This window comes from Nocardia sp. NPDC049190, from assembly GCF_040648115.1.
Classification (GTDB): Bacteria; Actinomycetota; Actinomycetes; order Mycobacteriales; family Mycobacteriaceae; genus Nocardia.
The window spans coordinates 66076-91971 of sequence record NZ_JBEZDE010000001.1 but is presented as its reverse complement, the minus strand read 5'-3'; the positions used below and the strand labels follow the sequence as shown (position 1 = coordinate 91971).

Genomic DNA, 25896 nt, shown 5'->3' with positions numbered 1-25896 from the left:
TGTCCCGCGCCTAAACATGCGCAAGGCCCGGTCCGCAGTGATCGCGGGCCGGGCCTGGATGGCGCGTTCGGAGCTGGAGTCGCTCCCGTCGTGCTCCGTAGCCGGATTAATCAGCTGGTAAGGGACTAGCCCCGATCGGCCGCCCCCGGTACCAACTCGCCGGACGGTGATCGTCGGATTCACACGGAGTGCAGGTTCCGGGCAGTGGGGGAGGACTCGGTGGTCGCCGGGTCGGGGTAGGTGCCCAACAGTCGGTCGGCGGTGCCGGAGGTGGTGACCGTGAACCAGTAGTGCTCGTTCTTGTAGTGGTGGTGCCGGTGGTTGCGCCAGACCGCACGGTAGAGCGACCGCTTCGGCTTGTAGTCGGTGTGGATCAGGTAGTGCGTCCACTCGTAGCCCAGGCCGAGCAGGGTGATCGTGATCAGGAAGGTCAGGCCGAGGCCGAGGCGCGGGAAAGCGAACGCGGCCAGGGCGATCAGCACGACCACCAGCACGGACAGCGTCTTGGTCGGGATGAAGATGAGCGGGATGTTCCGCGGATCCACATGGTGCGCACGGTGTTTGCGGGCCAGTTCGCTATCGATCGGAATCGGGCCGAGCTGCCGCGGTCGCCAGTGCAAGACGGTGACGTGCACGATCCACTCGAAGATCGGGAAGACCGCCAGCATCACGGCGGGCACGAGCAGGTCGGTCGGCTGCCAGTCTCCGACGACGACCCGACCGATCACGGCGCAGACCAGCGTGATGCCGATCATCCACGGCGAGGGATGCCGGAGGAACTCGCCGAATGCCTGACCGAGGGTGAGTCCGCGGCGCAACGACCGCTCGTCCCGGCGCACCTGCGCCCGCGCGTGCGCCTCGACGGAATCCGATGCGGATGTCTTGGGTTTCGTCATGATTCTTCCTAGGGGTGCGTGATCAGTGTCCGCCGAGGACTTCGATCAGAGCGGTGGTCGCCGGCTGGAGCAGGGCGCGAGCGGTAGTGGCGGCCTGCTGCGGCCGTCCCGCCACAATGGCGGCGGCCAATTCGCGGTAGGCCTCGACGTTGCCCACCTCGGCGGACATGATCGGGGCCAGCGCCGCGAGCGCCGGTTCATAGGCGGCGCGCAACATGTTGAACATCAGCCGGAACACGATCGAATCGGCCGCGTCCACGACGTGATCCCAAAACTCCATTGCGTGCCGCTGCTGGGCAATCGGATCCTGTTCGGTGGCAAGCGCTTCGACGGAGTTGCTCAATAGCGCGCGTATCCCGTCGGGTCCGCTCGCGTCGGCCCGACGGGCGGCGAGTTCGGCCACCTTCGGCCCGTTGTGCAGCCGTGCCTCCAGGATGCTGCGTGCCACCCCGGGGTCCAACTCGCCGGCCTGCACGAGCAGCCTGGGCAAGACCTCGAGCCCCGCGCCGCGTCGGTAGTCCAGCACGGTTGTCGCGTCGCCCTGCCGCACCGCGACCAGCCCGGCCGCCGCAAGCCGCTGGAGCGCCTCCCGCACCGCGGGACGCGACACCCCTAACGCTTCCGCCAGCTGTCGCTCGCTCGGCAGTGCCACGCCGGGCGCCAGTTCCCCACTGAGCACGTCCGCCGCGATCTGTTCGAACACGTCCGCCGATACCGACCGCTTGACCACAGGTTGCAACGCCATAGACCTACTGTGCGCCCCGTTGGTCAGGAGGTCAAGTGGTCAGACCAGTCGAATCCGTCGGTTCGATTCGGGTGCGCGGTGCGGATCAGTGGATGATTCGACGACCGGGGCCCAGAATCGCATGGTCGCTCGGACGCCGCCGCCTCCTACTTCGGCGCGGTCGGGTCGGTGGCGCCACCTGGTACCGCTCGGGCTGATCAGCTGCTCGGCATCGGTCGGCTGCCGGTGTGGGCGTGCGTGTGTCGGCTTTTCCACCATTGCTTCCGATTGCTCGGGCCCACGATGGCGAAATCGATGTGCAGGCCGGTGACGTTTCCGGCCGCGTCCCTGGTAGCGATGACGGGGAATGCGCCAACGCTGCAGCGGCAGAAGACGAGGCTCGCATCGCCGTCGGCGAACGGCGGCGCGAGGTTACCGCATGGAATGTTGTGCGGCCATGCATCATTGAAGCGGACCGGTGCGCGCGGGGCCGCCGCGGCGTCCAGCAATCCGATGATTCCGCTATCCACGGAGACGAAGTTGTCTGCTGGTTCGCCCCGCACCGATTCGCCGCCGACGGCGATCCATGGCTCGATCGAGGCCGTCGGTTCCTCGCTGAACACCACGCTGAGATACGCGTGCACTGGAGCAGGGCTGCTACTGCGGTCCGCCGAGGTGAGCCGCACAGGGTGCCGACCAAGCGGAATCGGATCGAATACCGGGATCAGACCGGAACCGTGTCGTCCGGATTGGGGGCCGACTGGTCCGGTGCCCAGGGACGCGGAATCGCAAACGACCATTCTCCCGGATGTCACCACAAGGTGACCGAGATCGCTGACCGTCAAAACCGCGCCACGTTCACGATCTGGTGCTTCCGTAGCCTCGCCGATCCGCGGCGCGTAGCCGGGGCGTAAGGCATAGAAGCTGTCTGCACTAGACATAATCGCGGAGGCTACGCTGATGGCGGCAGGGCGCTAGTCCCATCGTTGGTGAATTCGCCTGGTCAACCGCAGGCGTTCACCCACTCGGAGAGTCCGTCGGAGAATAGCTGACGCTTCCAGATCGGGACCTCGTGTTTGATGTGTTCCACCAGTTCCGCGCAGGCGGCGAATGCCTCGGCGCGGTGTGCCGCAGCTGCCACGGCGACGACCGCGAGATCACCGATCGCCAGTTCACCGACGCGGTGCACAGCGGCCATCGGCAGGCCGTGCGACCGGGCTACCTGTTCGCACACCTGGCGCAGGAACCGCTCGGCCTCGGGGTGGGCCGAGTAATGCAGCGCGGAAACCTCTCGGCCGCCATCGTGGTTGCGTACCTTGCCGGTGAACACCACCGTCGCGCCGTGTTGGGGGCCGCTGACCGCAGCCTCGGCCTCGGTCACATCCAGTGGCTCGGCGCTGATTCGGGTGAGCCGGACGAAGTCGGTTGCTGTCATGATTCCCGCCTTACGGCGACACCGGTGCTACCGCTCCGGCCGCGGAGCAGCCGGGCGGTGAGCACGTGGGCCGTCATCGAACAATTGAACGGTAGTCGCCGGCGCCGCCTCGATCGACGGGCGATCGGAATCCGGCCGCTCCCAATGCTTGTGCTTGCCACCATCCTTGGTGAGCAGCCGCACCGAGTCGAGTGTTGTCACCGGGTCGACCGCCTTGAGTAGATAGTTCAAGGTCATACCGGCGACAGCGACCGCGGTCAACGCTTCCATCTCGACGCCGGTAGGGCCGCTGGTTTTGGCTGTCGCCTGGATCGTGAGGGTGGTATCGGTGAAACCGAACTCGATCTGCATCGAGGACAGCGCCAGTTGATGGCACAGCGGAATCAACTCCGACGTCTTCTTCGCCCCGGCAATGCCCGCGATTCGGGCGGTGGCCAGCACATCCGACCGCCACGCAGTCTCGGCACGCAATGCTGTCATGGCTTCGGCGGTGGTGCGTAGCTCGCCTGCGGCGACCGCGATCCGCGTGGTGTCGGCCTTGGCGCTGACGTCGACCATGCGTGCGCGCCCTTCCCGGTCGACATGGGACAGCTCGCTCATGACCACACTGTGTCAGCGTGCTGCACAGCACCTACATGCTTCGCCGAGACCATACCCATCACACTCGCACAGTCTCGTGCCACGCGGACACCGCGCTCACCTCCCAAGGGTGGCAAGATGATCGGACTCGCGGGCGACGCCGTCCTTGCTGATCAGCCGGACCCGCTGCACCGCTGCCGCCGGGTCCACCGCCTTCACCATGTCGTGCAAGGTGAGCCCGGCGACAGTGACCGCGGTGAGCGCTTCCATCTCGACGCCGGTGGGGCCGTTGGCTTTCGCTGTCGCCCGGATCGTGATGGCGGTGTCGGTGAAACCGAACTCGACCTGCACCGACGACAGCGCCAGCTGATGGCACAGCGGGATCAACTCCGAAGTCCTTTTCGCCGCCATGATTCCAGCGATCCGTGCCGTCGGCAGCACGTCGGCCTTCGGCATGTCATCGGCGCGTACCAGCGCGATGACTTCCGCCGTGGTCCACAGTTCGCCTCCGGCGACCGCGATCCGGGTGCTGTCGCTCACGCTGACCACTCTCGCACAAGGGCGCCGCCAGCGGCTGCCGAGATGGCCACTAGTGGGAAGCCGTGCTGATCGGCAACGCTGTGACGCAGGCCATAATTTCGACTATGAGTCTGGTCGAGATGGGGATACCCAAGGTTCGCCATAGGGGTCCTTCGCTCGATGGGCGCCCCGACACTCCCGATCTGGTCGATCGCTTCGGTCGGGTCGCCCGCGATCTGCGGGTCTCGATCACGGAAAAGTGTTCCCTGCGTTGCGTGTACTGCATGCCCGAAGAGGGGCTTCCGTCGATACCGCGAGAACAACTGTTGACAGTCGACGAGATCGTGCGCCTGGTGGTCTTGGCGGTCCGCGAACTCGGCGTACGGGAAGTCCGATTCACCGGCGGTGAGCCGTTGATGCGACACGATCTCGAACGGATCGTCGCCGGCTGTCACGAGCAGGTGCCCGAAACCCCGCTGTCCATGACCACCAACGGTATCGGCCTGCAGCATCGCGCTCGCGGCCTGGTCGCGGCCGGGCTGCAGCGGGTCAACGTCTCACTGGACACTGTCGACCGGGAGGCATTCGCCCGGCTCACTCGGCGGGATCGCCTCGACTCGGCGCTGGCGGGTGTTCGGGCCGCCCGCGCGGTGGGCCTGGCGCCGGTCAAGGTGAACGCGGTTCTCATGCGCCAAACCCTCGCCGACGCAGCGGATCTGCTGCAGTGGTGCCTGGACGAGGGATGTGAATTGCGCTTCATCGAGGAGATGCCGCTGGGCGCGGACCGGGAATGGGCGCGCACGAACATGGTGACGGCCGCCGAACTGCTCGACGTGCTCGGTACGCGGTTCACGCTGACCGAAGCGGGGCGCCGGGAGGATCCCTCGGCACCGGCCGAGGAATGGCTGGTCGATGGCGGTCCTGCCGTGGTCGGCATCATCGCCACGGTAACCCGCAACTTTTGCGGCTCCTGCGACCGGACCCGGCTCACCGCCGACGGTATGCTGCGGTCTTGTCTGTTCAGTGACCAGGAATTCGATGTGCGGCGGGTCCTGCGTGCGGGTGCCGACGATGCCGAGATCGCGAACCTCTGGCGCGGTGCGATGTGGAACAAGTGGGCGGGCCACGGCATCGATGCCGAGGGTTTCGCTCCTCCGGAACGGACGATGGGAGCGATCGGTGGTTGAAATCCGGTACTTCGCCGCGATGGCCGAAGCCGTCGGCAAGGATCGCGAAGAACTCGACTTCCCCCCTGGCGCCACCATCGCCGATCTGCGCTCCACGCTCACGTCGTTGTACGGCGCCGAGCTCGAAAAGCGGCTTGCTGTCTGCGCTTTCGTCGTGGATGACGAGCTGACCCGGGATAGCGGCACGGCGCTGTCACCGCGCGTCGACGTGCTGCCTCCATTCGCGGGCGGGTAGCTGCGCCCGATCGCTGCTTCGGGCCGCTGCTGACCATCGAGCGCGCTCGCTCCGACAGCAGGTGGCGCGGAGGGAAATCGGTGGGCTTGCGGTACCGTTCGACGCGGTGCATCCGCCGGTGGCGCGTCAGGTGGGGTCGGAGCCGCGGATCGCCGAAAGCCAAACAGCGGCGGCGGCCGCTATCGAGGTGGCGGCGAGGAAGGCAGGAAGGCCGCCGTTGTCGAGATAGACCCACAGGAGTGCGGCGAAGGGCGCGGCCACGGTGGATTGCGCGTCGAACAGCAGGCGGCGGCGCAGGAGGGTGGCGGTGGCGGTGCGGGCGGGGGCGTCGGGGTCGGGGCGGCTGGGGTTGTCTATCACGCGGCCGGGCAGTTCGGCGTCTCGCATGCGGCCGGCCGGGTAGAGCTGGCGTCCAGCGAGGTGAATCGTGCGGTCGGTGAGCTCGGCCGTGCTTTCGGTGAGGGTGGTCAACACCGGATCGAAGTAGACCGGGAGCCATCGTGGACGGCCGGTACCGTCGACTTGCAACCACGACCGGCTGAGCAAACGGTGTTGTTGGCGGATGCGGGTAACTCGCACGGTGCGGCGGGTCCCCGAACGCCGGAACGGAAGCAGTCCGTGCGCGACAGCGATCCGGTACCCGGAATAGCCGATGATGCCGAGCGCGACCGCCACGATCGCCGCTGCTTGGTCCAGAGTGGCGAACGGCGCCCAAGCGGCACAGACCGCCAAGGCGCCGATCGTCACGGTGATCGGATAGGCCAGGGGATGGCCGAATCCGACCATCACTTCACGAAACCGATTTTCGTGTAGTCCAACGACGCCAGGCCCGCCGCACCGTAGTTTGCCAAGTCGGCGCGCACCGCGACATTGCCGGCGGATTGCATCAGCGGCAGCGAGTGGCCTTCCTCGAATACCTTGCGATCGAGCTGGTTCGCCAGCTCCATCGCCTTCTTCGGGTCCAGCTCCGAGACGGTCTGCTCGATCAGCGCGTTCAGTTCCGGCGAGCCGATCCGGCCGTAATTGCCCTGCAGATCGTTCGGGTTGTACCCGTAGATCTGGTTGAGGCTGCCCAGCGGGAACGGGTCACCGACCCAAGTCCACTGCGCCACATCGAAATTGCCCGGCTGGATCACATCGGTGAAGTAACCTTTGCCCGGCTTGGTTTCGATGTTCAGTTTGACGCCGATCGCGCCGAGATTCTGTTGGATGATCTGCGCGATCTGTACCCAGGTGTCCTCCTGATACATCACGTCGCGGATCTCCAACTTGCGGCCGTCCTTCTCGCGGACGTCGCCGTTGAGCTTCCAGCCCAGGTCGTCGAGTTCCTTGGCGGCCGCCGCCGGGTCGAATCCGAGGCTGTTGTCCTGGTAGCCCACCTGGCCCTGGATGTAGATGTGGTTGTTCAGCGGTTTCGGGTTCTCGACCAGGCCGTTCTGGATGGCGGTCACGATGCCCTGCCGGTCGATCGCCTTCGAGACGGCTACGCGCAGTTTCGGATCGGCGAGCAGCGAACCGGGCGCGCCGTTGAAGGTGAGGTGGTTCCAGGCGTTGCCGGGCGCCCGTCGGATGCCGATTCCCGGTGTGTCCTTCGCGGCTTTCAGATCATCGCGGGTGCCGATGCCGACCGCATCGATCTCGTTGTTCTTCAGTGCGAGAAGCTGAGCGGAGGAATCGAGCACGCTGTAGGTGATCGTGTCGAGCTTGGGGGTCGCGCCCCACCATTTCGGGTTGCGGCCCAGCACGATTCGACCCTGCGCCCGGTCGGTGGACTGGACGAGGAACGGGCCGGCGGTCAGCGTTATGCCGTCGACGAGGCTCTTGTTGAACGCTTCAGGGGTGGCGGTGACGGACTTGGGGAACAGGAAGGTGTTGCCCGCGAACTGCCCACGCCACTCGGCGAAGTGCTGTTTGAACGTGATGATCGCCTGCCGATCGTCGACGCCGCGCTCGACTTTCTCGACCCGGTCGAAGCCGGTGTTGTTGGCGATCAGGAAGGTCTTGTCGGCGCCGCTGAGCGCATGGGCCTGGGATTGGATGTCCGCCCAGGTGATGGGTGTGCCGTCGGACCACACCGCCTTCGGGTTGATCGTGTAGGTGACCTGTTGCGGGCTCGTGTTGGTCAGCTGGACGTCGGTGAAGTAGTCGGTGTTGATCGAGAGTTGGCCCGCCGCGTCGGTGGTGAAGGAGCGCGGCATCATCGGCCGCTCGATTCCGCCGATCTCGGCATCGTTGCCGTCGTTGGACAGGGTGTTCCAGTTCGCGGGAAACGCCGAGATCGCCAAACGCAGGTTGCCGCCGTCGCGCAGGTCGCTGACGGCTCTGGGGTTGATGTCGTTCGTGGTGCCGAGCGACGCGGACGAGCCCGGAGGCGCGGCCTCGTCATCCGAACTACACCCGGAAGCCACCAATCCGATCGCGACCGCGGCAATCGCCAGTCGTGTCGTCAGTGAACGAATCCGCATGGTTCGCTCCTTCCCGCAGCGCTGCTGCGTGTTCACTTCAGGAAACCGATCGTGGTGTAGTCGTAGGACGCGAGCCCGGGGGACCCGTAGTTCGCGATATCGGCGCGGATGCCGACGTTGCCTTCGGACTGGGTCAGCGGCAGCGAGTGCCCTTCCTCGAAGACAGCGCGGTCCGCCTGGTTGGCCAGGTCGATCGCTTTCGCCGGGTCCAGTTCCGAGATGGTGCGGTCGATCAGAGCGTTCAGCGCGGGCGAGCCGATTCGGCCGTAGTTGCCTTGCAGATCGTCGGGGTTGAATGCGTAGATCTGGGGGAGGCTGCTCAGCGGGAACGCGTCGCCCGAGAAGATGAACTGGGCGGCATCGAAATCACCCGGCTGGATGACATCGGTGAAGTAGCCCGCGCCCGGCTTGGTGTCGATGACCAGTCCGACGCCGATCCCGGCGAGGTTCTGCTGGATGATCTGCGCGATCTGCACCCAGGTCGGATCGTTGTACATGACGTCGCGGATGACCAGCTTGCGACCGTCCTTCTCCCTGATGTCACCGTTGAGCTTCCAGCCGAGGTCGTCGAGTTCCTTCGCCGCCGCGGCGGGGTCGTAGCCGAGGCTGTTGTCCCGATAGCCCGCCTGGCCCTGCAGGAAGACGTGGTTGTTCAGCGGCTTCGGGTTCTCGACCAAACCGTTCTGGGTCGCGGTGGCGATTCCCTGCCGGTCGATCGCCTTCGAGATGGCCACCCGCAGTTTCGGATCGGCGAGGATGGCGCCAGGCGCTCCGTTGAACGTGATGTGTCGCCAGCGATTACCTGGCGCGCGGCGAATGACCAGGCCCGCGGTGTTGCGGACGGTCTTGGCCTCGTCGATCGTGGCCAGACGCACCGCGTCGAGCTCGTTGTTCTGCAGCGCGCCCACCCACGCCGTATGGTCGAGCACGCTGTAGGTGATGGTGTCGAGCTTCGGCGTCGTCCCCCACCAGTTCGGGTTGCGGGCCAGCACGATCCGGCCCTGGGTGCGGTCGGTGGACTGCACGACGAACGGACCCGCCGTCGGCCCCATGTGGTCGACCAGGCTGTGATTGAACGCCTCGGGATCGGCGGTCACCGACTTGGGGAACAGCGCCATGTTCCCGCTGAACTGGCCGCGCCACTCGGCGTAGTGGTCTCGAAACGTGATGACGGCCTGCCGGTCGTCCACGCCGCGGTCCACCTTCGCCACCCGGTCGAAGCCGCTGGTGATGGCGATCAGGAAGCGCTTGTCCGCACCGCTGAGCGCGGCCGCCTGGGATTGGATGTCCGCCCAGGTGATGGGTGTGCCGTCGGACCACGCGGCCTTCGGGTTGATCGTGTAGGTGACCTGTTGGGGGTTCGTGTTGGTCAGTTGGACGTCGGTGAAGTAGTCGGTGTTGATCGAGAGCTGGCCCGCCGCGTCGGTGGTGAACGAGCGCGGCATCAAAGGCCGCTCGATATCGGCGATCTCGCCGTCGTTCCCGTCGTTGGACAGGGTGTTCCAATTCGCCGGGAAGGTGGTCGTCGCCAGACGTAGGTTGCCGCCCTCGCGAATCCGGTCCGGGCTGGTCGGATTGATGTCGCTGCTGGTGCCGAGCGCGTCGGACAGGCCTTCGACGGACTCGGCGCCGTCCGCGCCACAACCCGCGACCACGAGCCCGAGGGCGACGAACGGTACCGCCAAGCGGGGGGCGCGCGGCCGGGTGCCGCCGCGGTTCGATCGGATCCGCATGGCGCTGTGCTCCTATCGGCTGACGGCGGGGACCGGGACGGCGTCGATCAGCGCACGGGTGTACGCGTCCTCGGGGTCGGCGAAGATCTGCTCCGCCGCACCGTATTCGACGATCTTGCCGCGATACATGACCGCGATATCGTGCGCGAGGTTGCGCACCACCGACAGGTCGTGCGAGACGAACAGGTAGGACAAGCCGCGCTCGGTTTGCAAGTCGCGCAGGAGATTCAGTACACCGGCCTGGATCGAGACGTCCAGTGAGGACACCGGTTCGTCGAGCACGAGCAACTCTGGATCCAATGCGAGGGCGCGGGCGATGCTGATGCGTTGCTTCTGTCCGCCGGAGAAGTCGGCGGGATAGCGGTCGGCGTGTTCGGGGCGCAGACCGACCTGTTCGAGCAGTTGCGGTACTCGGCGGGCGACTTCGGCACGTGTGCGTCCGTCGATGCGCAGCGGTTCGGCGATCGCGTCGAAGATCGGCAGGCGCGGGTCCAGTGAAGCGGTGGGGTCCTGGAAGACGATCTGCATCTTTCTGCGGATCTCCCGCTTGCGCGTCTTGCTCGCGGTCGCGACGTCACTGCCCATGATCTCGATGGTGCCGGACTGTGGACGGACCAGATCGAGAATCTGGGTGAGTGCGGTGGATTTGCCGGAGCCGGACTCGCCGACCAGCGCCAGGGTGCGACCGGCACGCACCTCGAAGCTGATGCCGTCGACCGCCCTGATCTCGCCCGTGCGGCGGCGCAACACCACGCCGGAGGTGATCGGGAAGGTCTTCACGAGATCGGTAACCCGCAGCACCACCTGCGATTCGACCTCCGCCTCGGCTTCCGGCTCGGAGATCTCGCTGCGGTAGGCCTCGAACAGCGCGTCGGTGCCGACCTCGGCGGTGCGGATGCAGGCGGCGGAATGCCCGGGATCGGTCATCTCCAGCGGCGGTTCGGCGACGCGGCAGTCATCGATCGCGACCGGGCAGCGCGGGGCGAACGAGCAGCCGGGCGGTAACGCGTGCATTGCGGGTGGTGCGCCGACGATCGGAATCAGCGGCCGGCGCGCCGGACCGTCCATCCGCGGGATCGAGCCGAGCAGCCCTACGGTGTAGGGCATCCGGGGCGAGCTGAACAGCTCTGCGGTGGCGGCGGTTTCGACGATCTTGCCCGCGTACATCACCGCGACGCGGTCGGCCAGGGTGGCCGCGATGCCCATGTCGTGGGTGATCATGATGACGCCCGCGCCGGTGATGTCGCGCGCCTTGCGCAGCAGGTTCAGAATTTGCTTCTGGACCGTGACGTCGAGCGCGGTGGTCGGCTCATCGCAGATGATCAGCGCCGGATCGTTGGCGATCGCCATGGCGATGACCACGCGCTGACGCTGGCCACCGGAGAACTCGTGCGGAAATGCCCTGGCTCGCACCTCCGGATCGGGGATGCCGACCAGGTCGAGCAATTCCACCGCCCGCTTCGCGGCCTCGGCTTTTCTCATATTGCCGTGCGCCAGCAGGGCTTCCGCGATCTGATCCCCCACCCGGTAGACCGGAGTGAGCGCCGAGAGCGGATCCTGGAACACCATGCTGATGGCACTACCGCGAAGTTTGGACAATGGGCGATCGCCGAGTCCGAGCAACTCGCGGCCCCGGAACCGGATGGAGCCGGTGACGCGGGCCTGTTCCGGCAGCAGGCCCATGACCGCCATCGCGGACACCGATTTTCCCGAACCTGACTCGCCCACGATGGCCAGCACTTCGCCGTCGGCCACGGAATAGGTGACGCCGCGGACCGCGTCGATCCGGCCCTCCTCGCTGGGGAAGGAGACTCGCAGATCGGTGATCTCGAGCAGCGGTGTCGTCGACTTCTCGCCCATGACCTTCTCGGTTTCGTCTGCGCCCGTCATGCGATTTCCTTTCGCGCATGTCCGGTGCCGCGCGGGGTGACGCGAACTGCCGCGATCGGGCCTTGACAGGTCATGCGTGCGCCTTCTTCTTCTTCGACCGCGCCCGCTTGGCGCCGGGATCGAACGCGTCGCGCAGGCCGTCACCCACCAGATTCGCGCACAGCACCGTGACAATCAGCAGACCACCTGCGAACAGGAACAGCCACGGGTAGGTCAGTGCCGATTTGGTGCCTGCCGCGATCAGCGAGCCGAGCGATACGTCCGGTGGCTGCACGCCGAAACCGAGGAAACTCAGTCCGGTTTCGGCCATGATCGCCGAGCCGACGGTGAGCGTGGTGTCGATGATCAGGATCGAGGCGATGTTCGGCAGGACGTGGCTCAGGATCACCACGCGGGTCGGTGCGCCCATGTACCGTGCGGCCCGGACGAACTCGCGATCACGCAGGCTCAGGGTCAAGCCGCGCACGATCCGCGCGGAGATCATCCAGCCGAAGCAGGACAACAGGACGATCAGCAGCAGAATGGATCCGCTGCCTTTGGTGCGCGGCGCGAACAGCGCGATGACGATGAAGCTCGGGACTACGAGCAGCAGGTCGACCAACCACATGATGGCGCGGTCGGTCCAGCCGCCGAGCAAGCCGGCCACCGAGCCGGCGGTCGCCGCGATGGTAGTGGAGAACAGGGCGACGCAGAGTCCGATCACCAACGACTTCTGCAGCCCGCGCAAGGTCTGCGCGAGCACGTCCTGGCCGATCTGGGTGGTGCCGAAGGGATGTTCGACGCTCGGTGGTTTGAGCAGCGCGGTGTAATCCAGCTGCTGATAGTCGTAGGGCAGCAGCGGTGGGAGCGCGAAACTCGCGACGAACAGTGCGATCAGGACCAGCGCGCCCGCGATGGCGGGTTTGTTGCGCAGGAAACGCCGCCACACCAGCTTGCGTCGCCCGGTCGCGGTGACCTCCGGCGCGCCTTGGACGATGATTTCGGCTTCGGTCATGTTGCCCCCGGGACGGGATTCGTGGGCCCGGCGTGGTTACGTGGGCCAGCTCCTACGGGCGTGTCGCTCATCCCACCCGCACCCTCGGGTCGAGGATGGCGTACACGATGTCGGAGAGCAGGCCCGAGACCAAGACGACCAGGCCCGCGAACGCGGTCACCGTCACCACGACGTAGAGATCCTGGGCGTTGATCGAGTCGACCAGCCATTCGCCGACACCGTGCCAGCCGAAGATCTTCTCGGTGAACGTCGCGCCGGTGATCAGGCCGCCGAGGCTGTAGGCGAACAGCGTCGCCATCGGGATCAGAGCGGTCCGCAGGCCGTGCTTGTAGAGCGCCTTGTTGCGGGTCAGGCCCTTGGCGCGGGCGGTGCGGATGAAATCGCTCTGCAGCACGTCGAGCATGGCGTTGCGCTGGTAGCGGCTGTAGCCGGCCATGCCGCCGAGCGCGAGGCCCGCGGTGGGCAGGATCAGGTGTTGGATGCGGTCGAGCAGTTGCGGCCAGAACCCGTCGATCGTGTTTGCCGATGTCTCGCCGGTGTAGAGGAATATCTGCGAGCCGGTCAGCGAATTGATCTCCAGCGCACCGTATTTCAGCAGGGTGGCGAGTAGGAATACCGGCGTGCTCAGGACCAGTAGTGACACCACCGTTGTGAAGTAGTCGCTGAACCGGTATTGCCGGATCGCCCCCGCCGCGCCGATCAGGACGCCGAGTACCGTGCCGACCAGCGAACCGATGATCAGCAGACGCAGACTCACCGCGACCCGGCGCGGCAGTTCGCGGCTCACCGGCTGGCCGGCCAGCGTGGTGCCGAAGTCGCCGTGCGGGATGCCCTTGATCCAGGTGAGGTACCGCTGCGGAATCGGATCGTTGAGATGCAGCTCCTCGGCCTTGGCGTCGATCACTGCCTGCGGCGGTCGCGGGTTGCGCTGTTCGAGACTGTCCAGCGGGCGGAACGTCAGGGACGCCAGACTGAACGTCAGGAACGAAGCCAGCAGCAACAGCACGACATAGTTCAGCGCGCGTCGTAGCAGGAAGCCGGTCATCAGTCCTCTGGTCTTTCGGCTGGGCGGGCCAGCGTAGGTATTAGTCCCCGATCATAAGGATGTGTGTGCGTACACGCGTGGCTCGCGGTGTCCGGGCATGTCCCATCCCGATCCGGCGACGGGCCGGGCGGTAGGCAGGCGGCGTCGGGCAGGATGGAATAGGTGACGTTCTTGCACCTGCCCAAGCCGAAGATGGTGGCCACCGATGTGGATGGCACGCTCATCGACCATGACGAGCGGGTCAGCGCGCGGACCAAGGCTGCGGTGGCGGCGCTGATCGCCGACGAGGTGCCGTTCGTACTGGCCACGGGCCGCCCGCCGCGATGGATCGATCCGGTGGTCGAGGGGCTGGGATACGCACCGTTGTGCGTGTGCGGCAACGGTGCGGTGGTCTACGACAGCGCCACCGATCGGGTGCTGACCAGCACGACGCTGGACGTGGCGACCCTCAGCTGGCTCGCCGACGTGGTGGAGCGGGCGCTGCCCGGCTGCGGTCTCGCGGCCGAACGGGTCGGCGAGCGCGCGCACGACGCGGTGACCCCGCAGTTCGTCAGTTCGCCGCAGTACGAGCACGCCTGGCTCAACCCGGACGACACCTCCGTCGCCCGCGAGGAGGTCATCGACGCACCCGCGATCAAAATGCTGGTCCGGCTTCCCGGTGCGCGCAGTTCCGACATGCGGACGGTGCTGGCACCGTTGATCGGTGCGCGCGCCGACCTCACCTACTCGACCGAGCACGGGCTGATCGAACTGTCCGCACCCGGCATCAGCAAGGCATCCGGCCTCGCGGTGGTCGCCCAGCGACTCGGCGTGGAGCCGGCCACCATCGTCGCGTTCGGCGACATGCCCAACGACGTCCCGATGCTCACCATGGCGGGTCACGGTGTCGCGATGCGTAATGCCCACTCCGAAGCTCTCGCCGCCGCCGACGAGATCGCCGAATCGAACGCCGACGACGGCGTAGCCCGGGTTCTCGAGCGCTGGTGGATCTGAGCGTTTCACCCGAGCCGGGCAGGTTCCGCCGACAACGAAATCGGAGCCCGCGCGGGGCGGGCTCCGAAGTGGTTGGTGCGGTACTGGTTCGAGTGACCCAGCTCTGCGGCTACGGCGACGAGGCCTGCGCGGCGGCGGCAGCGCCGCCATCGGTGGCCGGAGTATCCGCAGGGGCGATATCGGGGGTTGTCTGAATGTCATCCGGTGTCTGGCCGCGATCCGGAGCCGGGCTGATCGGCGGGGCAGGGGCGCCCTGTGGGCTGGGGGTCGCTCGGGAACCGTCCGCAACCGAGTCGTCGGCGGGCGCAGGGGCTGCGGCTGCACCATTCCGGTAGTGGTCCATCTCCTGTCGGTAGGTGTCGTTGTAGGTCTTCCAGACCGTCGTCACGATCCCGGTGGGTTGGTTGAGAATCAGCGAGCCGTTCTGGAAGTCGGCTCGCATACCGTTCGGGACCTGGTAGGCGTTCTTCACCGGGAGGCCGAGGACACCCGTGTCGGCGCCGAGTTGGAGGAAGCGGTCGAGGATGATGCCGAGCACCTCGACGACCTCTCCGTCCGGCACGGTGTAGACGTAGCCGTGGGAGAACTTGGCGTACTGCTGACCCTGTGCCGCGGGCAGCACATCCGACTGCGCGGCGCCGAGTGGTCCGTCGGGGCCGCCCGTATTCGACCAGTACCTGGCGATGATGTTGTCGTGCACCATGGTCAGGAGCTTCGCGGTGAGCGTGGCGATGGTCGCCAGGTCGGACTCGGTGCGTGGCGAGAGCTGAGAGCTGTTCGGACCGGGGGTGCCCGGGGCGCCCGCGGCGATGCCGCGGATCCGGTCCATCAGGGCATAGGCGGCGTCTCCCGGGCAGGTGGTGTTGCCGACGTCACGATGCGCGAAGACGATCGGCAGCCGCACCGCTTCACCCTCGGCGTAAGGGGTGAACGAGGTGCCCTCGGAGTACATCGTGGTGTAGCCCTTGGGATCCAGCCCGGCGGTCTTGGTGCGCCAACCGACGAACTTGCCGATCGCGGTGATCGACTCGTTCGTCGGCGCCTCGGATTCGTAATTGCCCATCAGCGCGACGCCGGAGGTGTTCTCGTTGAATCCGCCCGCGTGCGCGCCCTGGACCGGACGATCCAGGCCGCCGAAGCGGCCCTCGAAGATCTGGCCGTACTTGTCGACCAGCGCGTTGTAGCCGATATCGCACCAGCCGAGTGTTTTCGCGTGATAGGTGTAGATCGCGCGGACGATACCCGCGGATTCGGACTTGCTGTAGTCGTTGCGCCCCGCGGTGTGGTGCACGGTGACGCCACCCAGATCGTCGTCGTAGGTCGGCTCGTCGCAGCGGATCGATTCGTCGGCGCCCCACTGATCGCGGGTGATCACACTCGGCCCACCGGGCAGCGCGGCGGCGACGTCATGGAGCGAGCCGTCGAGGGCGCCCCGGCCCGGATCGATGAGGACGGCGGTCAGCTCGTCGGCGGGCTGCTGCGCCGGGTCGTCCGAGCTCGGTACGGATTGCGCCACCGGCGCCGCGGCGCCGGTGGGTGCGTGCGACGCGGCTTGTTTGCGAGTCACCAGTACCTGCACCGCATTCGTGCTGCCGACATAGATCGGCTCGGTGCCGGTGATGGCGCCTTTGCCGGAGCGGTCGGTGCGGTCGGTGTCGACCGGATCGGCGGCGAACCACGGACCCCAGGTGCCGTCGGGTCGACGTGCGCGGATCGTGGCCACGGTGTCCCCCAACTCCCGGGCGGTGAGCGCGACCATGCTGAACGGGGTGTCGCGGGAGAGCTCTTTCACCTGTGCGCCGACTTGGCTCATCAATTCGGGAGGCACGGCGCCGGGTGACAACGCAGGGGTATCGGGCGTGGTGTCCGCCGGGAGGCGGGACGGGTCGGCGATGAAGCGGACGCTGCCCGGGGCACGTCCGGGAATCGCCTGTGCGGTCGAATTCTGGCCGTTGTCCGGCCGACCTGGAGTTTGTTTCTGATCGGAGGTTTGGTCGAAATTCAGATCGGGTAACGGAATTTCTTTGGGGAGTTGTACGCCGGGCGGCAGCGGCAGTCCTTCCGGAACGGGAATGGACGCGGGAATCGGCAGCATGCGCAGATCGGAAAGGCGTAGATCGGGCAGGTCGAGTCCGGTCAGGTCGCGAAGCGGCAGCACGATGTCCGGCGCGGTATCGAGCACTACCTCGGCGAGTCGGGCGGGTACCGCGGCCAGGCCGGTTTCGGTGACGGCGCGGTAGTCGGTCGAATCGCTGAGCGTGGCGAGCGGGGCCGCCACCGCGAGAGTGGTGACAACGGGGAGCACGTAGGAACGTTTCGGTTTGCGGTGCCGCACGAGCATCTCCATTCGAATCGAACCGGTGAACATGAGCGAAATCCAGGGCCGCGTTCCTTGCTTCTTGACGTATCAACGATCACAATGGTCACAAATGCCACATGTCTAAATCTCATGTTGAGGATTACCTGATTGCTCGAATGTAACTCTCGTATTGCGAACGGCCGGTACGACATGCCGACCGGCATCGGATCGTCCGATCCCGGAAAAGTGGGAGTGAACGGATGCGACGCACGCGTAATCGGAATGAGCAGCCCAGACGCCCGCTACCGACGCAGTGGCGGCGGGCGCGTTTCCGATCGGCCCGCACCGTGCGGCCGGTCCATCTCGTCGTCGCCGGGACCCTGTTGCTGGCAAGCGCCGTGTCAACGCTGTGCGGCGAGCGTGGTGACACGTTCTATCGCACCGTGTCCGATTGGGGGCACGGCCGCGGTATGAGCCAGGTCGGCGCGTTCGAGAACGCGCAGGACGGTTGGCTGGCGCAACGAATCCTTGCGCACTACTACCCGGGCGCGGATCTGGGCGCCATCGCGCCGACAGCCCTGCGAGTCCGGCTCATGGAGCGGGACGATTCGTCCCTGGACACGTATGCCGACGCCGGTCTGCGGGTGGCGGGGCGCGCGGTCACGCCAGGTCAGGTCGCGCATCTGACACCGCTGCCCGACGGTCGCGCGAGCGTGGTCGTGACGGCAGGCTGTGCGGGCGAGGTGCTGTGGCAGACCGCGACCGACGACCCGTGGGCCTACCCGCTCGACACCGGCCCCCATCGACCCGCCGCGGAACATCTCACGCTGTGTGGCGGGCCGTCCTATCGCGGTGCGCTCGGTGTGGCCATCGAGGACGGCGCGATTCGCACCATCAACCAGGTGGATGTCGAAGACTATCTGCTCGGAGTCGTCCCGGCTGAGGTGCAGGCGGACTGGGCGGACGAGGGCGGGGCCGAGGCCCTGCAGGCGCAGGCGATCGCCGCCCGCTCCTATGCCCTCGCCGAGCACCGGTACCCGTACGCGCAGACCTGCGACACCACCGAGTGTCAGATGTATCCCGGCACTGCGAGCGAGGATCCACGAGCGTCGGCGGCAGTCGCCGCCACGGCGGGCGCCGTGCTGTTGCGCGACGGGCGAATTCTGCGGTCGGAATACTCCGCGGCACCCGATGGTGGTGCACCCGCGGACATCCAGACCTTCGACGTCGGTCCGGCGCCGAGCGAACTACGCACCACAGCGCCCGAGGAGCCGAGCAAGCAGACCTCGGTTGCCGAATCGGTGATAGACGCCGAATATCGCCGGATCGGCGGCGCGCGCAGCGCCGTCGGTGAGCCGATCGGTCCGCAGATGATCTTGCCGCAGAACGCGGGAATCTACCGGATGTACACCAACGGCGTCATCGTTGCGACGCCCACGCTCGGCGCACGGGTCGTCGACTTCACGACACTGCTGCAACTGGTACCGGACCCCATGGGAGCCCAGGTAGCTCCCTCCGGCACTGGTGCGCCGCCTGCTGGCGTGGTGCCGGTTCCGCCGGGTGGTTCGGGTGGCGTTGGTGTGGTTCCGTCGACTGATTCAGCTCCGCATGCTGCCGTATCGCCCAGATGATCGGACACCGTGGGAGTGCCGTCCGCCGGCCTCCGCGGTGACGCGGCGCGGCATCGCGGCCGTGGGCGCTCGTCGAGTTGCTGATCTTGCCATTTCCGCTGTGTGACAATAGGTATCCGGTGGCGTGGCAGCGCCGCCGACGGTGTCTTTCACCAGCTTGCGCGATCGTGGGTCGATCGAGGCGCGGTGATGGTGTTCGTTACGGCAATGCCGAGGCGCGATGTTGCCGCCGACCAGGCACTGGCCTGTCGTCAGTGGTGGACGAGGTGCGGCAGGGGCGCCAGTTGTTCGCGCGGTGGGATTGCCAGCGCCCGTCAGCAGTCAGTCGAGGCCCCACGTGACATCAACAGGGCAAAATCCCGGGTTGACCTTGACGTTGCGTCAACTTGCATGCTGGGTACATCGACGAGACAAGAAGGGAGAACACGGTCATGACCAGGGGCACCGGGGAGTGGTCCATTTCGGATCTGGCGAAGGCGGCCGCTACCACCAGCCGCACCCTGCGCCACTACGGGCAGCTCGGGCTGCTGCCGCCCAGCCGGATCGGCGCCAACGGGTACCGCTACTACGACCAGGGCTCCCTGGTGCGGCTGCAACGCATCCTGCTGTTGCGGGAACTCGGCCTCGGTCTTCCGGTCATTGCCGAAGTCCTTGCCGGCGAGCAGGACACCACCGCCGCGCTGCGCACGCACCTGGAACTGCTTCGGCAGGAACAGGATCGGATCCGGCGCCGGATCGAGTCGGTACACACCACGCTGCACAAGACGGAGAGAGGTGAACAACTCATGGCAGCAGAAGTTTTCGACGGCTTCGACCACACCGAGTTCAAGGACGAGGTGATCGAACGCTGGGGCAAGGAGGCCTACGAACGCGGCGACCGCTGGTGGCGCTCGGTATCCGAGACGAACAAGAAGGCGTTCCAGCAGACCCATCTCGACATCGCCGCCGACTACGGCCGGGCTCGCGCTGCCGGGCTCGCGCTCGACAGTGACGAGGTGCAGGCGATTGTCCAGCGCCACTATGACTGGATCGGCATCGGCTGGCAGGGGCGCACGGTGGTGAAGCAAGCTTTTGTCGGGCTGGGCGAGATGTACGTCGCCGACCCGCGTTTCGCGACTAATTACGACGTGCACGGCACGGGAACCGCCGAGTTCGTGCGTGACGCGATGAAGGTCTACGCCCAGCGTCGTCTCTAGTACTCCGGCTGTAGTTCGTGATCTTGCCGTTCAGTGTGGCGGAGTAGGGGAGATGACAGGTCGGCGTATGGGATCAGGGTCGTGTCGTGGGCCATGCGGTCATGGCCAGTTCTGCGGTTTCGGTCAGTTCGGCTGCCGCGGCCCCGTCGCGGGCGCGCTGCGACATGCCCTGGATGACCGTGGCGAAGTACGCGGCCAGCGCATGGGGGTCGGCGGCGTCGGATAGCTCGCCAGCCTGCTGCGCCGTCCGAAGACGTGCTTCGAAGACGTCCAGGTTCTCGTTGCGTAGGTTGCTCAGGAACGCCTTCACCTCGGCGTCTTGCGGGGTGACATTGGTGGCCGCGCTGATCGTCAGGCACCCGGCTGGGTGAGCGGGGTCGGGATAGATGACCGCTGCCTCACGCAGGATGCGGGTGAACGCGGCGTAGGCGGTGGGTTCCTCCTCGAGGGCAACGCTCATGAAGGCGCCCACCGGTGAACGCCCGTAGCTGTGCACTACTTCCTTGAACAGGGACTTCTTGTCCCCGAAGGCTGCGTACAGACTGCCGGGCCTGATGCCCATCGCCGAGGTCAGCTCGCCGACAGAGGTGGCCTCGTATCCACGCTCCCAGAACAGGTGGGTGGCTGCTGCCAGGGCCGCGGTGCGGTCGAAGGTCCTCGGCCGCCCTCGCTTCGCGCGTGTCTCGGTCACTCCTTCATTTTAGAGCGCTCACTCAAGAAAGAATGCTATGTTCTTTGTTGAGTAATCGTTCAACAATTGGAGGGGTGTCGACATGGGCGCGCGCGCACTCGAGGGAAAGATCGCACTGGTCACTGGCGGCAGTCGCGGCATAGGCCGGGCCATCGCGCAACGTCTCGGCCGCGACGGCGCCACTGTCGCCGTCGCCTACGCCCGTGACGAGACAGCGGCGAAGGAGGTCGTCGAGCGCATCGGCAAGGACGGCGGCCGGGCCTTCGCCTTACACGCGGAGTTGGGGAGCCACGGTGACGCGGCCGCCCTGTGGGCGGCTTTCGACGTCCACGCCGACGAATACACCCCTGGCGGAGTCGTCGACATCATCGTCAACAACGCCGGCATCGGCCGTAGCTCCGATCTGGCGTCGCTGACCGAGGACAGCTTCGACGAGGTCTTCGCTGTGAACGTTCGCGCACCGTTCTTCATCGTGCAGCAAGGGCTGCGGCGGCTACGCGACGGAGGACGGATCATCAACATCTCCAGCGGCGCGGCGCGCCTCGCCATGCCGGAGATCATCGCCTACGGTGCGACCAAAGGCGCACTCGACACCTTCACCCTCAACCTTGCCAAGGAATTGGGTCCCCGAGGCATTACCGCGAACTCGGTGGCACCCGGCATCATCGACACCGACGTCAACGCAAGCTGGCTACGCGGCGATCCGCAGGCCGAAGCCCATGCGGCGGCCATGGCCGCGCTGGGCCGGGTCGGACAGCCCGACGACGTGGCTGACATCGTGGCTTTCCTCGCCTCCGACGACGCACGCTGGGTCACCGGTCGGGTGATCGACGCGACGGGCGGTTCTGGGCTGTGAACCTCCGTCCTCGGGCAGGAGCATCCCGCGTTGTCCACCCGTCCGAGCAGGCGGCATCGAAGCCGGCGCCAGCTCGCGGACCTTCCCTCGCGGCACAGATCGATGATGCGATCGAGAAGATCGAGCCGCTACGGACTCGGCCCGGTCATGGCCAGGCATAGAACGGAACGACACAGCGCCTATCCTCGCACCTGCGTATCCACGATCGAGTCGATCGTCCCCAGCGGGCGATGGCGCCGGTCTTTGTGCCGCGACCTGGCTCGCCGCGACGCCGATGTGCGGGCTGACACTACGACTGGGTCCGTACCGATCGCACGCCGCGTGCCCGCCCCGACGGCCGGCGAACTACGCGGGTCACGCAGGGCGAAGTTCGGCATCGGACCGGCATCCGCCGTCGGTTCGGCCAGGCAGTGAACAGTGGCGTCATTGCGGCCCGGTAGGATTCCGGCAAACATCCGGCGAAACTTGGATGGCCCCGATGGCAGACCACGTGCCGGAGCCTCGTTGCCCAGCCCAGGTCCCGACTCCACCGGGACGCGGCGGCGACTTCCGATACGCTGGGCTCCCGTGACCGTCGCATCGTCCCCGGGTAACTCCGTCAATTCCGCCTCACAGTTCGATCTGATCGTCGTCGGCTCCGGATTCTTCGGGCTGACCGTTGCCGAACGCACCGCCACTGTGCTGGGCAGACGTGTTCTAGTGATCGACCGCCGCGACCATATCGGTGGTAACGCCTATTCGGAGCCGGATCCGGAAACCGGGATCGAGATCCACAAGTACGGCGCGCATCTGTTCCACACCTCGAACAAGCGGGTGTGGGATTACGTCACCCAATTCACCGAGTTCACCGGGTACCAGCATCGAGTCTTCGCGATGCACAAGGGGCAGGCCTACCAGTTCCCGATGGGGCTCGGTTTGGTCTCCCAGTTCTTCGGCCGCTACTTCAGTCCGGCCGAGGCGCGCGAGCTGATCGCCGAGCAGGCGTCGGAAATCGAGACCAAGGACGCGCAGAACCTCGAGGAAAAGGCCATTTCGCTGATCGGCCGCCCGCTGTACGAGGCTTTCGTGCGCGACTACACCGCCAAGCAGTGGCAGACCGACCCGAAGGAACTGCCCGCGGGCAACATCACCCGTCTTCCCGTTCGCTACACCTTCGACAACCGCTACTTCAACGACACCTACGAGGGCCTGCCCCGCGAGGGCTACACGAAGTGGCTGGAGAACATGGCGGCTTCCGACCTGATCGAGGTGCGGTTGAACACCGACTGGTTCGAGGTGCGCGACCAGCTGCGCGCCGAGAACCCGGATGCGCCGGTCGTCTACACCGGCCCGCTGGACCGGTACTTCGACTACCGCGAGGGCGAGCTGGGCTGGCGGACCATCGATTTCGAGACCGAGGTGCTGCCGACCGGCGACTTCCAGGGCACTTCGGTGGTGAACTACAACGACGCGGACGTGCCCTACACCCGCATCATCGAGCCGCGCCATTTCCATCCCGAGCGCGACTATCCCACCGAGAAGACCGTGATCATGCGCGAGTACTCCCGCTTCGCGAAGACCGGCGACGAACCGTACTATCCGATCAACACCCCGGAAGACCGTGCCAAGCTGCTGGCCTACCGGGAACTTGCCAAGCAGGAGACCACGACGGCGAAGGTCGTTTTCGGCGGACGCCTCGGCACATACAAGTACCTGGATATGCACATGGCGATCGGCAGCGCGCTGAGCACGTTCGACAATGTGCTGCGGCCGTATCTGGAAGACGGAGCGCCGCTCGTCGACGACCAGGAGGCGTAGGTGAGCCGTACCCGCCGAGCCTCGCTCATCGACCCGGCGCCGGCGGCGGCGGGCCCGAAAGCGACAGCGGAGCGTAGTCACGTGCGGGCCCGTGAGCGCCGCACATCCACCGTCGCCGTCCGGGGCCGCGTGTCGCGCAACAACGCAGGAGCAGAATGACCTCCCAATCCATCTTGGAAAACATGACCATCGAAACCCGCGCGAAATCTCTGCTGCAGCGCATCATCCTGCCTCGGCCGGGTGAACCGCTGGACGTGCGCACGCTCTACGTCGAGGAGTCGGCGACCAACGCTCGTCGGGCGCACGCCGCCACCCGCACCTCGCTGTCGATCGGTGCGGAGTCCGAGGTCTCGTTCTGCACCTACTTCAACGCGCTGCCCGCGAGTTACTGGCGGCGCTGGAGCATCCTGCAGTCGGTGGTGCTGCGGCTGGAGCTGGCCGGTCACGGCCGGGTGGACATCTATCGGTCCAAGGCCGACGGTTCGCGCATCCACGTGCAGGGCAAGGAGTTCGCGGTCGCGGCGGGCACCGACTCGGCGGCCGTGGAGTTCGAGACCGATCTCGGCCCGTTCGAGGACGGCGGCTGGATCTGGTTCGACATCACCACCGACACCGCGGTCACGCTGCTGTCCGGCGGCTGGTACGCACCGGTCGAGGCGCCGGGCGAGGGAAGCATCGCGGTCGGCATGCCCACCTTCAACCGGCCCACCGACGCGGTGAAAACCCTCGCTGCGCTCGGCTCGGATCCGCTGGTGCTGGCGAAGATCAAGGCCGTCATCATTCCGGACCAGGGCACCAGGAAGGTGGTCGACGAGCCGGGCTTCGCGGAGTCCTCCGCGGCGCTCGGGGATCGACTGGCCATCTACAACCAGCCCAACCTCGGTGGTTCCGGTGGCTACAGCCGGGTGATGTACGAGGCGCTGAAGACCACCGACGCCGAATACATCGTCTACATGGACGACGACATCGAGATCGAGCCCGATTCGATCCTGCGTTCGCTGGCCTTCGCCCGGTTCGCGAAGTCTCCGGTGCTGGTCGGCGGCCAGATGCTCAATCTGCAGGAGCGTTCCCACCTGCATGTCATGGGCGAGGTGGTGGACCGCGGCATCTTCATGTGGACCGCGGCGCCGAATGTCGAGTACGACCACGATTTCTCGAAATACCCGCTCAAGGACCGGGACAATTCGAAGCTGTTGCACCGGCGGATCGACGTCGATTTCAACGGCTGGTGGACCTGCGTCATCCCGCGCCGGGTCGCCGAAGAACTCGGCCAGCCGCTTCCCCTGTTCCTGAAATGGGACGACGCCGAGTACGGCCTGCGCGCTCGTGCCGCCGGCTACCCGACCGTCACTTTGCCCGGTGCCGCCGTATGGCACATGGCCTGGAGCGACAAAGACGACGCCATCGACTGGCAGGCGTACTTCCACCTGCGCAACCGCTTGGTGGTCGCCTCGCTGCACCTGCCGGGTAACGGGCGCGCCATGGTCGTCAACACGATCAAGGCGACTTTGAAGCACCTGCTCTGTTTGGAGTATTCGACGGTCGCGATCCAGAACTTGGCGATCCGCGACTTCCTGGCGGGCCCCGAGCGACTGTTCCAGCTGTTGCCGAGTGCGCTGGGCGCGGTGCACGAACTGCGCAAGCAGTACCCGGACGCGGTGATCCTGCCCTCGTCCACCGAACTGCCGCTGGCCAGTCACATCGGCCTCGGTGCGGTCGGCGAGCCGGCCAACCCGCTGGCCAAGGTGGTTCGGCTGGTGAAGGGCCTGGTGCACAACGTCCGTCCCGCGGACACCGAACACCACCAGACCCCGCAGCTGAACGTGCCCACGCTGGACGCGCGCTGGTTCCTGCTCTCGCAGGTCGACGGCGTCACCGTGACCACCGCCGACGGCCGCGGCGTGGTCTATCGCAAGCGGGATCCGCGCCAAGCGCTCGGACTGTTCAAGGAGGCCATGCGGTTGCGCAAGGAGCTGGCCGCCCGCTTCCCGGAGATGCAGCAGCGCTACCGCGCCGCCCACCCGCGGCTGACCAGCACGCAGGCATGGGAGAAAGTATTCGGTATCGGCGACGACACGAAGGGCGGGCAGCAGTGAGCCTCGGAGCGAGCGCGGCCGACGACGCGGCGGTGGCCCGGCCGCCGCAGAGCGCGAACGGCCATGGCGGACCGGTGTCCGCGGAACCGGCGGCGGACAGACCGGCGCCGCCCGAGGTCGCCGTCATCAACGCCGTGCAGGCCGCACTCGGCGACAAGCCCGCCGTGGTCTCCGCGGCCCGCGGCATGTCGCACTTCGGCGAGCACGCGCTCGGATGGGTCGGAATCGCCGCCGCGGGGTGGTTGGTGGACAAGCCGCGGCGCAGGCAGTGGGCCGGGGTCGCGGTCGGCGCAGTCGGGGCGCACGCGGCCTCGATCGTGATCAAGCGCATCGTCCGGCGGCCTCGCCCGAACGACCCGTCGGTGCAGGTCAACGTCAGTACGCCGAGCAAATTGAGCTTCCCGTCCTCGCACGCGACCTCGACCACGGCGGCGGCCGTGTTGCTCGGCAGATTGACCGGGCTACCCTTGCCTGCGGTGCTCGTTCCCCCGATGCTGCTTTCCCGGGTGGTTCTCGGGGTGCACTATCCCTCTGACGTGCTCGCCGGTTCCGCGCTCGGCGCCGCGTCCGCCGCCGCCCTGCTCGCCGCCGAAAAGAGACTTGGTAGTGACCGCACAAGAAAGAGCCTTGGTTGA

Annotated in this window: 21 protein-coding genes and 2 pseudogenes; 9 read left to right on the top strand and 14 right to left on the bottom strand. The window is 66.6% G+C overall.

Annotated elements, in window-relative coordinates:
- Nucleotides 1-179: 179 nt before the first annotated feature.
- The 6 genes and pseudogenes from AB0B25_RS00365 to moaC (AB0B25_RS00340) all read right to left on the bottom strand — a co-directional run.
- Nucleotides 180-755: a sterol desaturase family protein gene (locus AB0B25_RS00365; RefSeq protein WP_357173235.1), complete on the bottom strand. Its 576-nt coding sequence runs from the start codon at nucleotides 753-755 to the stop codon at nucleotides 180-182.
- Nucleotides 756-918: 163 nt separating this feature from the next.
- Entirely contained in the window at nucleotides 919-1641 is a 723-nt protein-coding gene (locus AB0B25_RS00360) for a GntR family transcriptional regulator (protein WP_357172450.1), read from the bottom strand.
- Between the two features lie 197 nt (nucleotides 1642-1838).
- Nucleotides 1839-2561 carry a hypothetical protein gene (locus tag AB0B25_RS00355; protein ID WP_357172447.1) on the bottom strand — a complete coding sequence of 241 codons (723 nt, stop codon included), beginning with the start codon at nucleotides 2559-2561 and terminating at the stop codon, nucleotides 1839-1841.
- Nucleotides 2562-2623: 62 nt separating this feature from the next.
- Nucleotides 2624-3055 carry a molybdenum cofactor biosynthesis protein MoaE gene (locus AB0B25_RS00350; protein ID WP_357172444.1) on the bottom strand — a complete coding sequence of 144 codons (432 nt, stop codon included), beginning with the start codon at nucleotides 3053-3055 and terminating at the stop codon, nucleotides 2624-2626.
- Between the two features lie 132 nt (nucleotides 3056-3187).
- Nucleotides 3188-3655, bottom strand: a pseudogene (gene moaC, locus AB0B25_RS00345) (cyclic pyranopterin monophosphate synthase MoaC); the annotation flags it as partial.
- Nucleotides 3656-3793: 138 nt separating this feature from the next.
- Nucleotides 3794-4183, bottom strand: a pseudogene (gene moaC / locus AB0B25_RS00340) (cyclic pyranopterin monophosphate synthase MoaC); the annotation flags it as partial.
- Between the two features lie 95 nt (nucleotides 4184-4278).
- Here moaC (AB0B25_RS00340) and moaA point away from each other — a divergent pair.
- Together moaA and AB0B25_RS00330 are read left to right on the top strand one after the other, a co-directional pair.
- Nucleotides 4279-5340 carry a GTP 3',8-cyclase MoaA gene (gene moaA / locus AB0B25_RS00335; protein WP_357172441.1) on the top strand — a complete coding sequence of 354 codons (1062 nt, stop codon included), beginning with the start codon at nucleotides 4279-4281 and terminating at the stop codon, nucleotides 5338-5340.
- Nucleotides 5333-5575: a MoaD/ThiS family protein gene (locus tag AB0B25_RS00330; protein WP_357172438.1), complete on the top strand. Its 243-nt coding sequence runs from the start codon at nucleotides 5333-5335 to the stop codon at nucleotides 5573-5575. The genes moaA and AB0B25_RS00330 overlap by 8 nt, the downstream gene beginning before the upstream one ends.
- 126 nt (nucleotides 5576-5701) lie before the next feature.
- Here the strand turns inward: AB0B25_RS00330 and AB0B25_RS00325 are convergent, their stop codons facing one another.
- The 6 genes from AB0B25_RS00325 to AB0B25_RS00300 form a co-directional block, all read right to left on the bottom strand.
- Nucleotides 5702-6361: a hypothetical protein gene (locus AB0B25_RS00325; RefSeq protein ID WP_357172435.1), complete on the bottom strand. Its 660-nt coding sequence runs from the start codon at nucleotides 6359-6361 to the stop codon at nucleotides 5702-5704.
- The gene (locus AB0B25_RS00320; protein ID WP_357172432.1) at nucleotides 6361-8040 is read right to left on the bottom strand and encodes an ABC transporter family substrate-binding protein; all 1680 of its coding nucleotides are present in this window, start codon (nucleotides 8038-8040) and stop codon (nucleotides 6361-6363) included. Before AB0B25_RS00320 ends, AB0B25_RS00325 begins: the two co-directional genes overlap by 1 nt.
- A 32-nt stretch (nucleotides 8041-8072) precedes the next feature.
- Nucleotides 8073-9773, bottom strand: a complete 1701-nt coding sequence (locus AB0B25_RS00315; protein ID WP_357172430.1) for an ABC transporter family substrate-binding protein — start codon at nucleotides 9771-9773, stop codon at nucleotides 8073-8075.
- A 12-nt stretch (nucleotides 9774-9785) separates the two neighbouring features.
- Nucleotides 9786-11633 (bottom strand): ABC transporter ATP-binding protein, encoded by a 1848-nt coding sequence (locus AB0B25_RS00310; protein WP_357173232.1) that lies wholly within the window; start codon nucleotides 11631-11633, stop codon nucleotides 9786-9788.
- Between the two features lie 100 nt (nucleotides 11634-11733).
- Nucleotides 11734-12657, bottom strand: a complete 924-nt coding sequence (locus AB0B25_RS00305; RefSeq protein WP_357172427.1) for an ABC transporter permease — start codon at nucleotides 12655-12657, stop codon at nucleotides 11734-11736.
- A gap of 67 nt (nucleotides 12658-12724) precedes the next feature.
- On the bottom strand, nucleotides 12725-13702 hold the full coding sequence (locus AB0B25_RS00300) for an ABC transporter permease (protein WP_357172424.1): 978 nt from the start codon (nucleotides 13700-13702) through the stop codon (nucleotides 12725-12727).
- 171 nt (nucleotides 13703-13873) lie between these two features.
- On the opposite strand from AB0B25_RS00300, the gene AB0B25_RS00295 reads away from it, so the two are divergent.
- Complete coding sequence (locus AB0B25_RS00295; protein WP_357173229.1) at nucleotides 13874-14695, top strand: HAD family hydrolase; 822 nt, start codon at nucleotides 13874-13876, stop codon at nucleotides 14693-14695.
- A 109-nt stretch (nucleotides 14696-14804) separates the two neighbouring features.
- Here AB0B25_RS00295 and AB0B25_RS00290 read toward each other — a convergent pair whose 3' ends face one another.
- Nucleotides 14805-17063 (bottom strand): N-acetylmuramoyl-L-alanine amidase, encoded by a 2259-nt coding sequence (locus tag AB0B25_RS00290; RefSeq protein WP_357172421.1) that lies wholly within the window; start codon nucleotides 17061-17063, stop codon nucleotides 14805-14807.
- 191 nt (nucleotides 17064-17254) lie between these two features.
- Here AB0B25_RS00290 and AB0B25_RS00285 point away from each other — a divergent pair, with 191 nt between their 5' ends.
- Nucleotides 17255-18625 (top strand): SpoIID/LytB domain-containing protein, encoded by a 1371-nt coding sequence (locus AB0B25_RS00285; protein WP_357172418.1) that lies wholly within the window; start codon nucleotides 17255-17257, stop codon nucleotides 18623-18625.
- Between the two features lie 431 nt (nucleotides 18626-19056).
- Nucleotides 19057-19821 (top strand): MerR family transcriptional regulator, encoded by a 765-nt coding sequence (locus AB0B25_RS00280; protein ID WP_357172415.1) that lies wholly within the window; start codon nucleotides 19057-19059, stop codon nucleotides 19819-19821.
- Between the two features lie 73 nt (nucleotides 19822-19894).
- Here the strand turns inward: AB0B25_RS00280 and AB0B25_RS00275 are convergent, their stop codons facing one another.
- A complete protein-coding gene (locus tag AB0B25_RS00275; protein WP_357172412.1) occupies nucleotides 19895-20512 on the bottom strand; it encodes a TetR/AcrR family transcriptional regulator in 618 nt (205 codons plus the stop codon).
- Nucleotides 20513-20594: 82 nt separating this feature from the next.
- On the opposite strand from AB0B25_RS00275, the gene AB0B25_RS00270 reads away from it, so the two are divergent.
- The 4 genes from AB0B25_RS00270 (at nucleotide 20595) to AB0B25_RS00255 (ending at nucleotide 25896) form a co-directional block, all read left to right on the top strand.
- On the top strand, nucleotides 20595-21368 hold the full coding sequence (locus tag AB0B25_RS00270; protein ID WP_357172409.1) for an SDR family oxidoreductase: 774 nt from the start codon (nucleotides 20595-20597) through the stop codon (nucleotides 21366-21368).
- 567 nt (nucleotides 21369-21935) lie between these two features.
- Nucleotides 21936-23165, top strand: coding sequence for a UDP-galactopyranose mutase (gene glf, locus AB0B25_RS00265; RefSeq protein ID WP_357172406.1), 1230 nt, complete (start codon nucleotides 21936-21938; stop codon nucleotides 23163-23165).
- Nucleotides 23166-23320: 155 nt separating this feature from the next.
- Nucleotides 23321-25261, top strand: coding sequence for a glycosyltransferase (locus AB0B25_RS00260; RefSeq protein WP_357172403.1), 1941 nt, complete (start codon nucleotides 23321-23323; stop codon nucleotides 25259-25261).
- A 74-nt stretch (nucleotides 25262-25335) separates the two neighbouring features.
- A complete protein-coding gene (locus AB0B25_RS00255; protein WP_357173226.1) occupies nucleotides 25336-25896 on the top strand; it encodes a phosphatase PAP2 family protein in 561 nt (186 codons plus the stop codon).

What these genes read in the sequence shown, in the direction of transcription:
- AB0B25_RS00365 (WP_357173235.1), bottom strand. Translation starts at nt 755, where the DNA reads ATGATCGGCATCACGCTGGTCTGCGCCGTGATCGGTCGGGTCGTCGTC.
- AB0B25_RS00360 (WP_357172450.1), bottom strand. Translation starts at nt 1,641, where the DNA reads ATGGCGTTGCAACCTGTGGTCAAGCGGTCGGTATCGGCGGACGTGTTC.
- AB0B25_RS00355 (WP_357172447.1), bottom strand. Translation starts at nt 2,561, where the DNA reads ATGTCTAGTGCAGACAGCTTCTATGCCTTACGCCCCGGCTACGCGCCG.
- AB0B25_RS00350 (WP_357172444.1), bottom strand. Translation starts at nt 3,055, where the DNA reads ATGACAGCAACCGACTTCGTCCGGCTCACCCGAATCAGCGCCGAGCCA.
- moaA (WP_357172441.1), top strand. Translation starts at nt 4,279, where the DNA reads ATGAGTCTGGTCGAGATGGGGATACCCAAGGTTCGCCATAGGGGTCCT.
- AB0B25_RS00325 (WP_357172435.1), bottom strand. Translation starts at nt 6,361, where the DNA reads ATGGTCGGATTCGGCCATCCCCTGGCCTATCCGATCACCGTGACGATC.
- AB0B25_RS00320 (WP_357172432.1), bottom strand. Translation starts at nt 8,040, where the DNA reads ATGCGGATTCGTTCACTGACGACACGACTGGCGATTGCCGCGGTCGCG.
- AB0B25_RS00315 (WP_357172430.1), bottom strand. Translation starts at nt 9,773, where the DNA reads ATGCGGATCCGATCGAACCGCGGCGGCACCCGGCCGCGCGCCCCCCGC.
- AB0B25_RS00310 (WP_357173232.1), bottom strand. Translation starts at nt 11,633, where the DNA reads ATGGGCGAGAAGTCGACGACACCGCTGCTCGAGATCACCGATCTGCGA.
- AB0B25_RS00305 (WP_357172427.1), bottom strand. Translation starts at nt 12,657, where the DNA reads ATGACCGAAGCCGAAATCATCGTCCAAGGCGCGCCGGAGGTCACCGCG.
- AB0B25_RS00300 (WP_357172424.1), bottom strand. Translation starts at nt 13,702, where the DNA reads ATGACCGGCTTCCTGCTACGACGCGCGCTGAACTATGTCGTGCTGTTG.
- AB0B25_RS00290 (WP_357172421.1), bottom strand. Translation starts at nt 17,063, where the DNA reads ATGTTCACCGGTTCGATTCGAATGGAGATGCTCGTGCGGCACCGCAAA.
- AB0B25_RS00285 (WP_357172418.1), top strand. Translation starts at nt 17,255, where the DNA reads ATGCGACGCACGCGTAATCGGAATGAGCAGCCCAGACGCCCGCTACCG.
- AB0B25_RS00280 (WP_357172415.1), top strand. Translation starts at nt 19,057, where the DNA reads ATGACCAGGGGCACCGGGGAGTGGTCCATTTCGGATCTGGCGAAGGCG.
- AB0B25_RS00270 (WP_357172409.1), top strand. Translation starts at nt 20,595, where the DNA reads ATGGGCGCGCGCGCACTCGAGGGAAAGATCGCACTGGTCACTGGCGGC.
- AB0B25_RS00260 (WP_357172403.1), top strand. Translation starts at nt 23,321, where the DNA reads ATGACCTCCCAATCCATCTTGGAAAACATGACCATCGAAACCCGCGCG.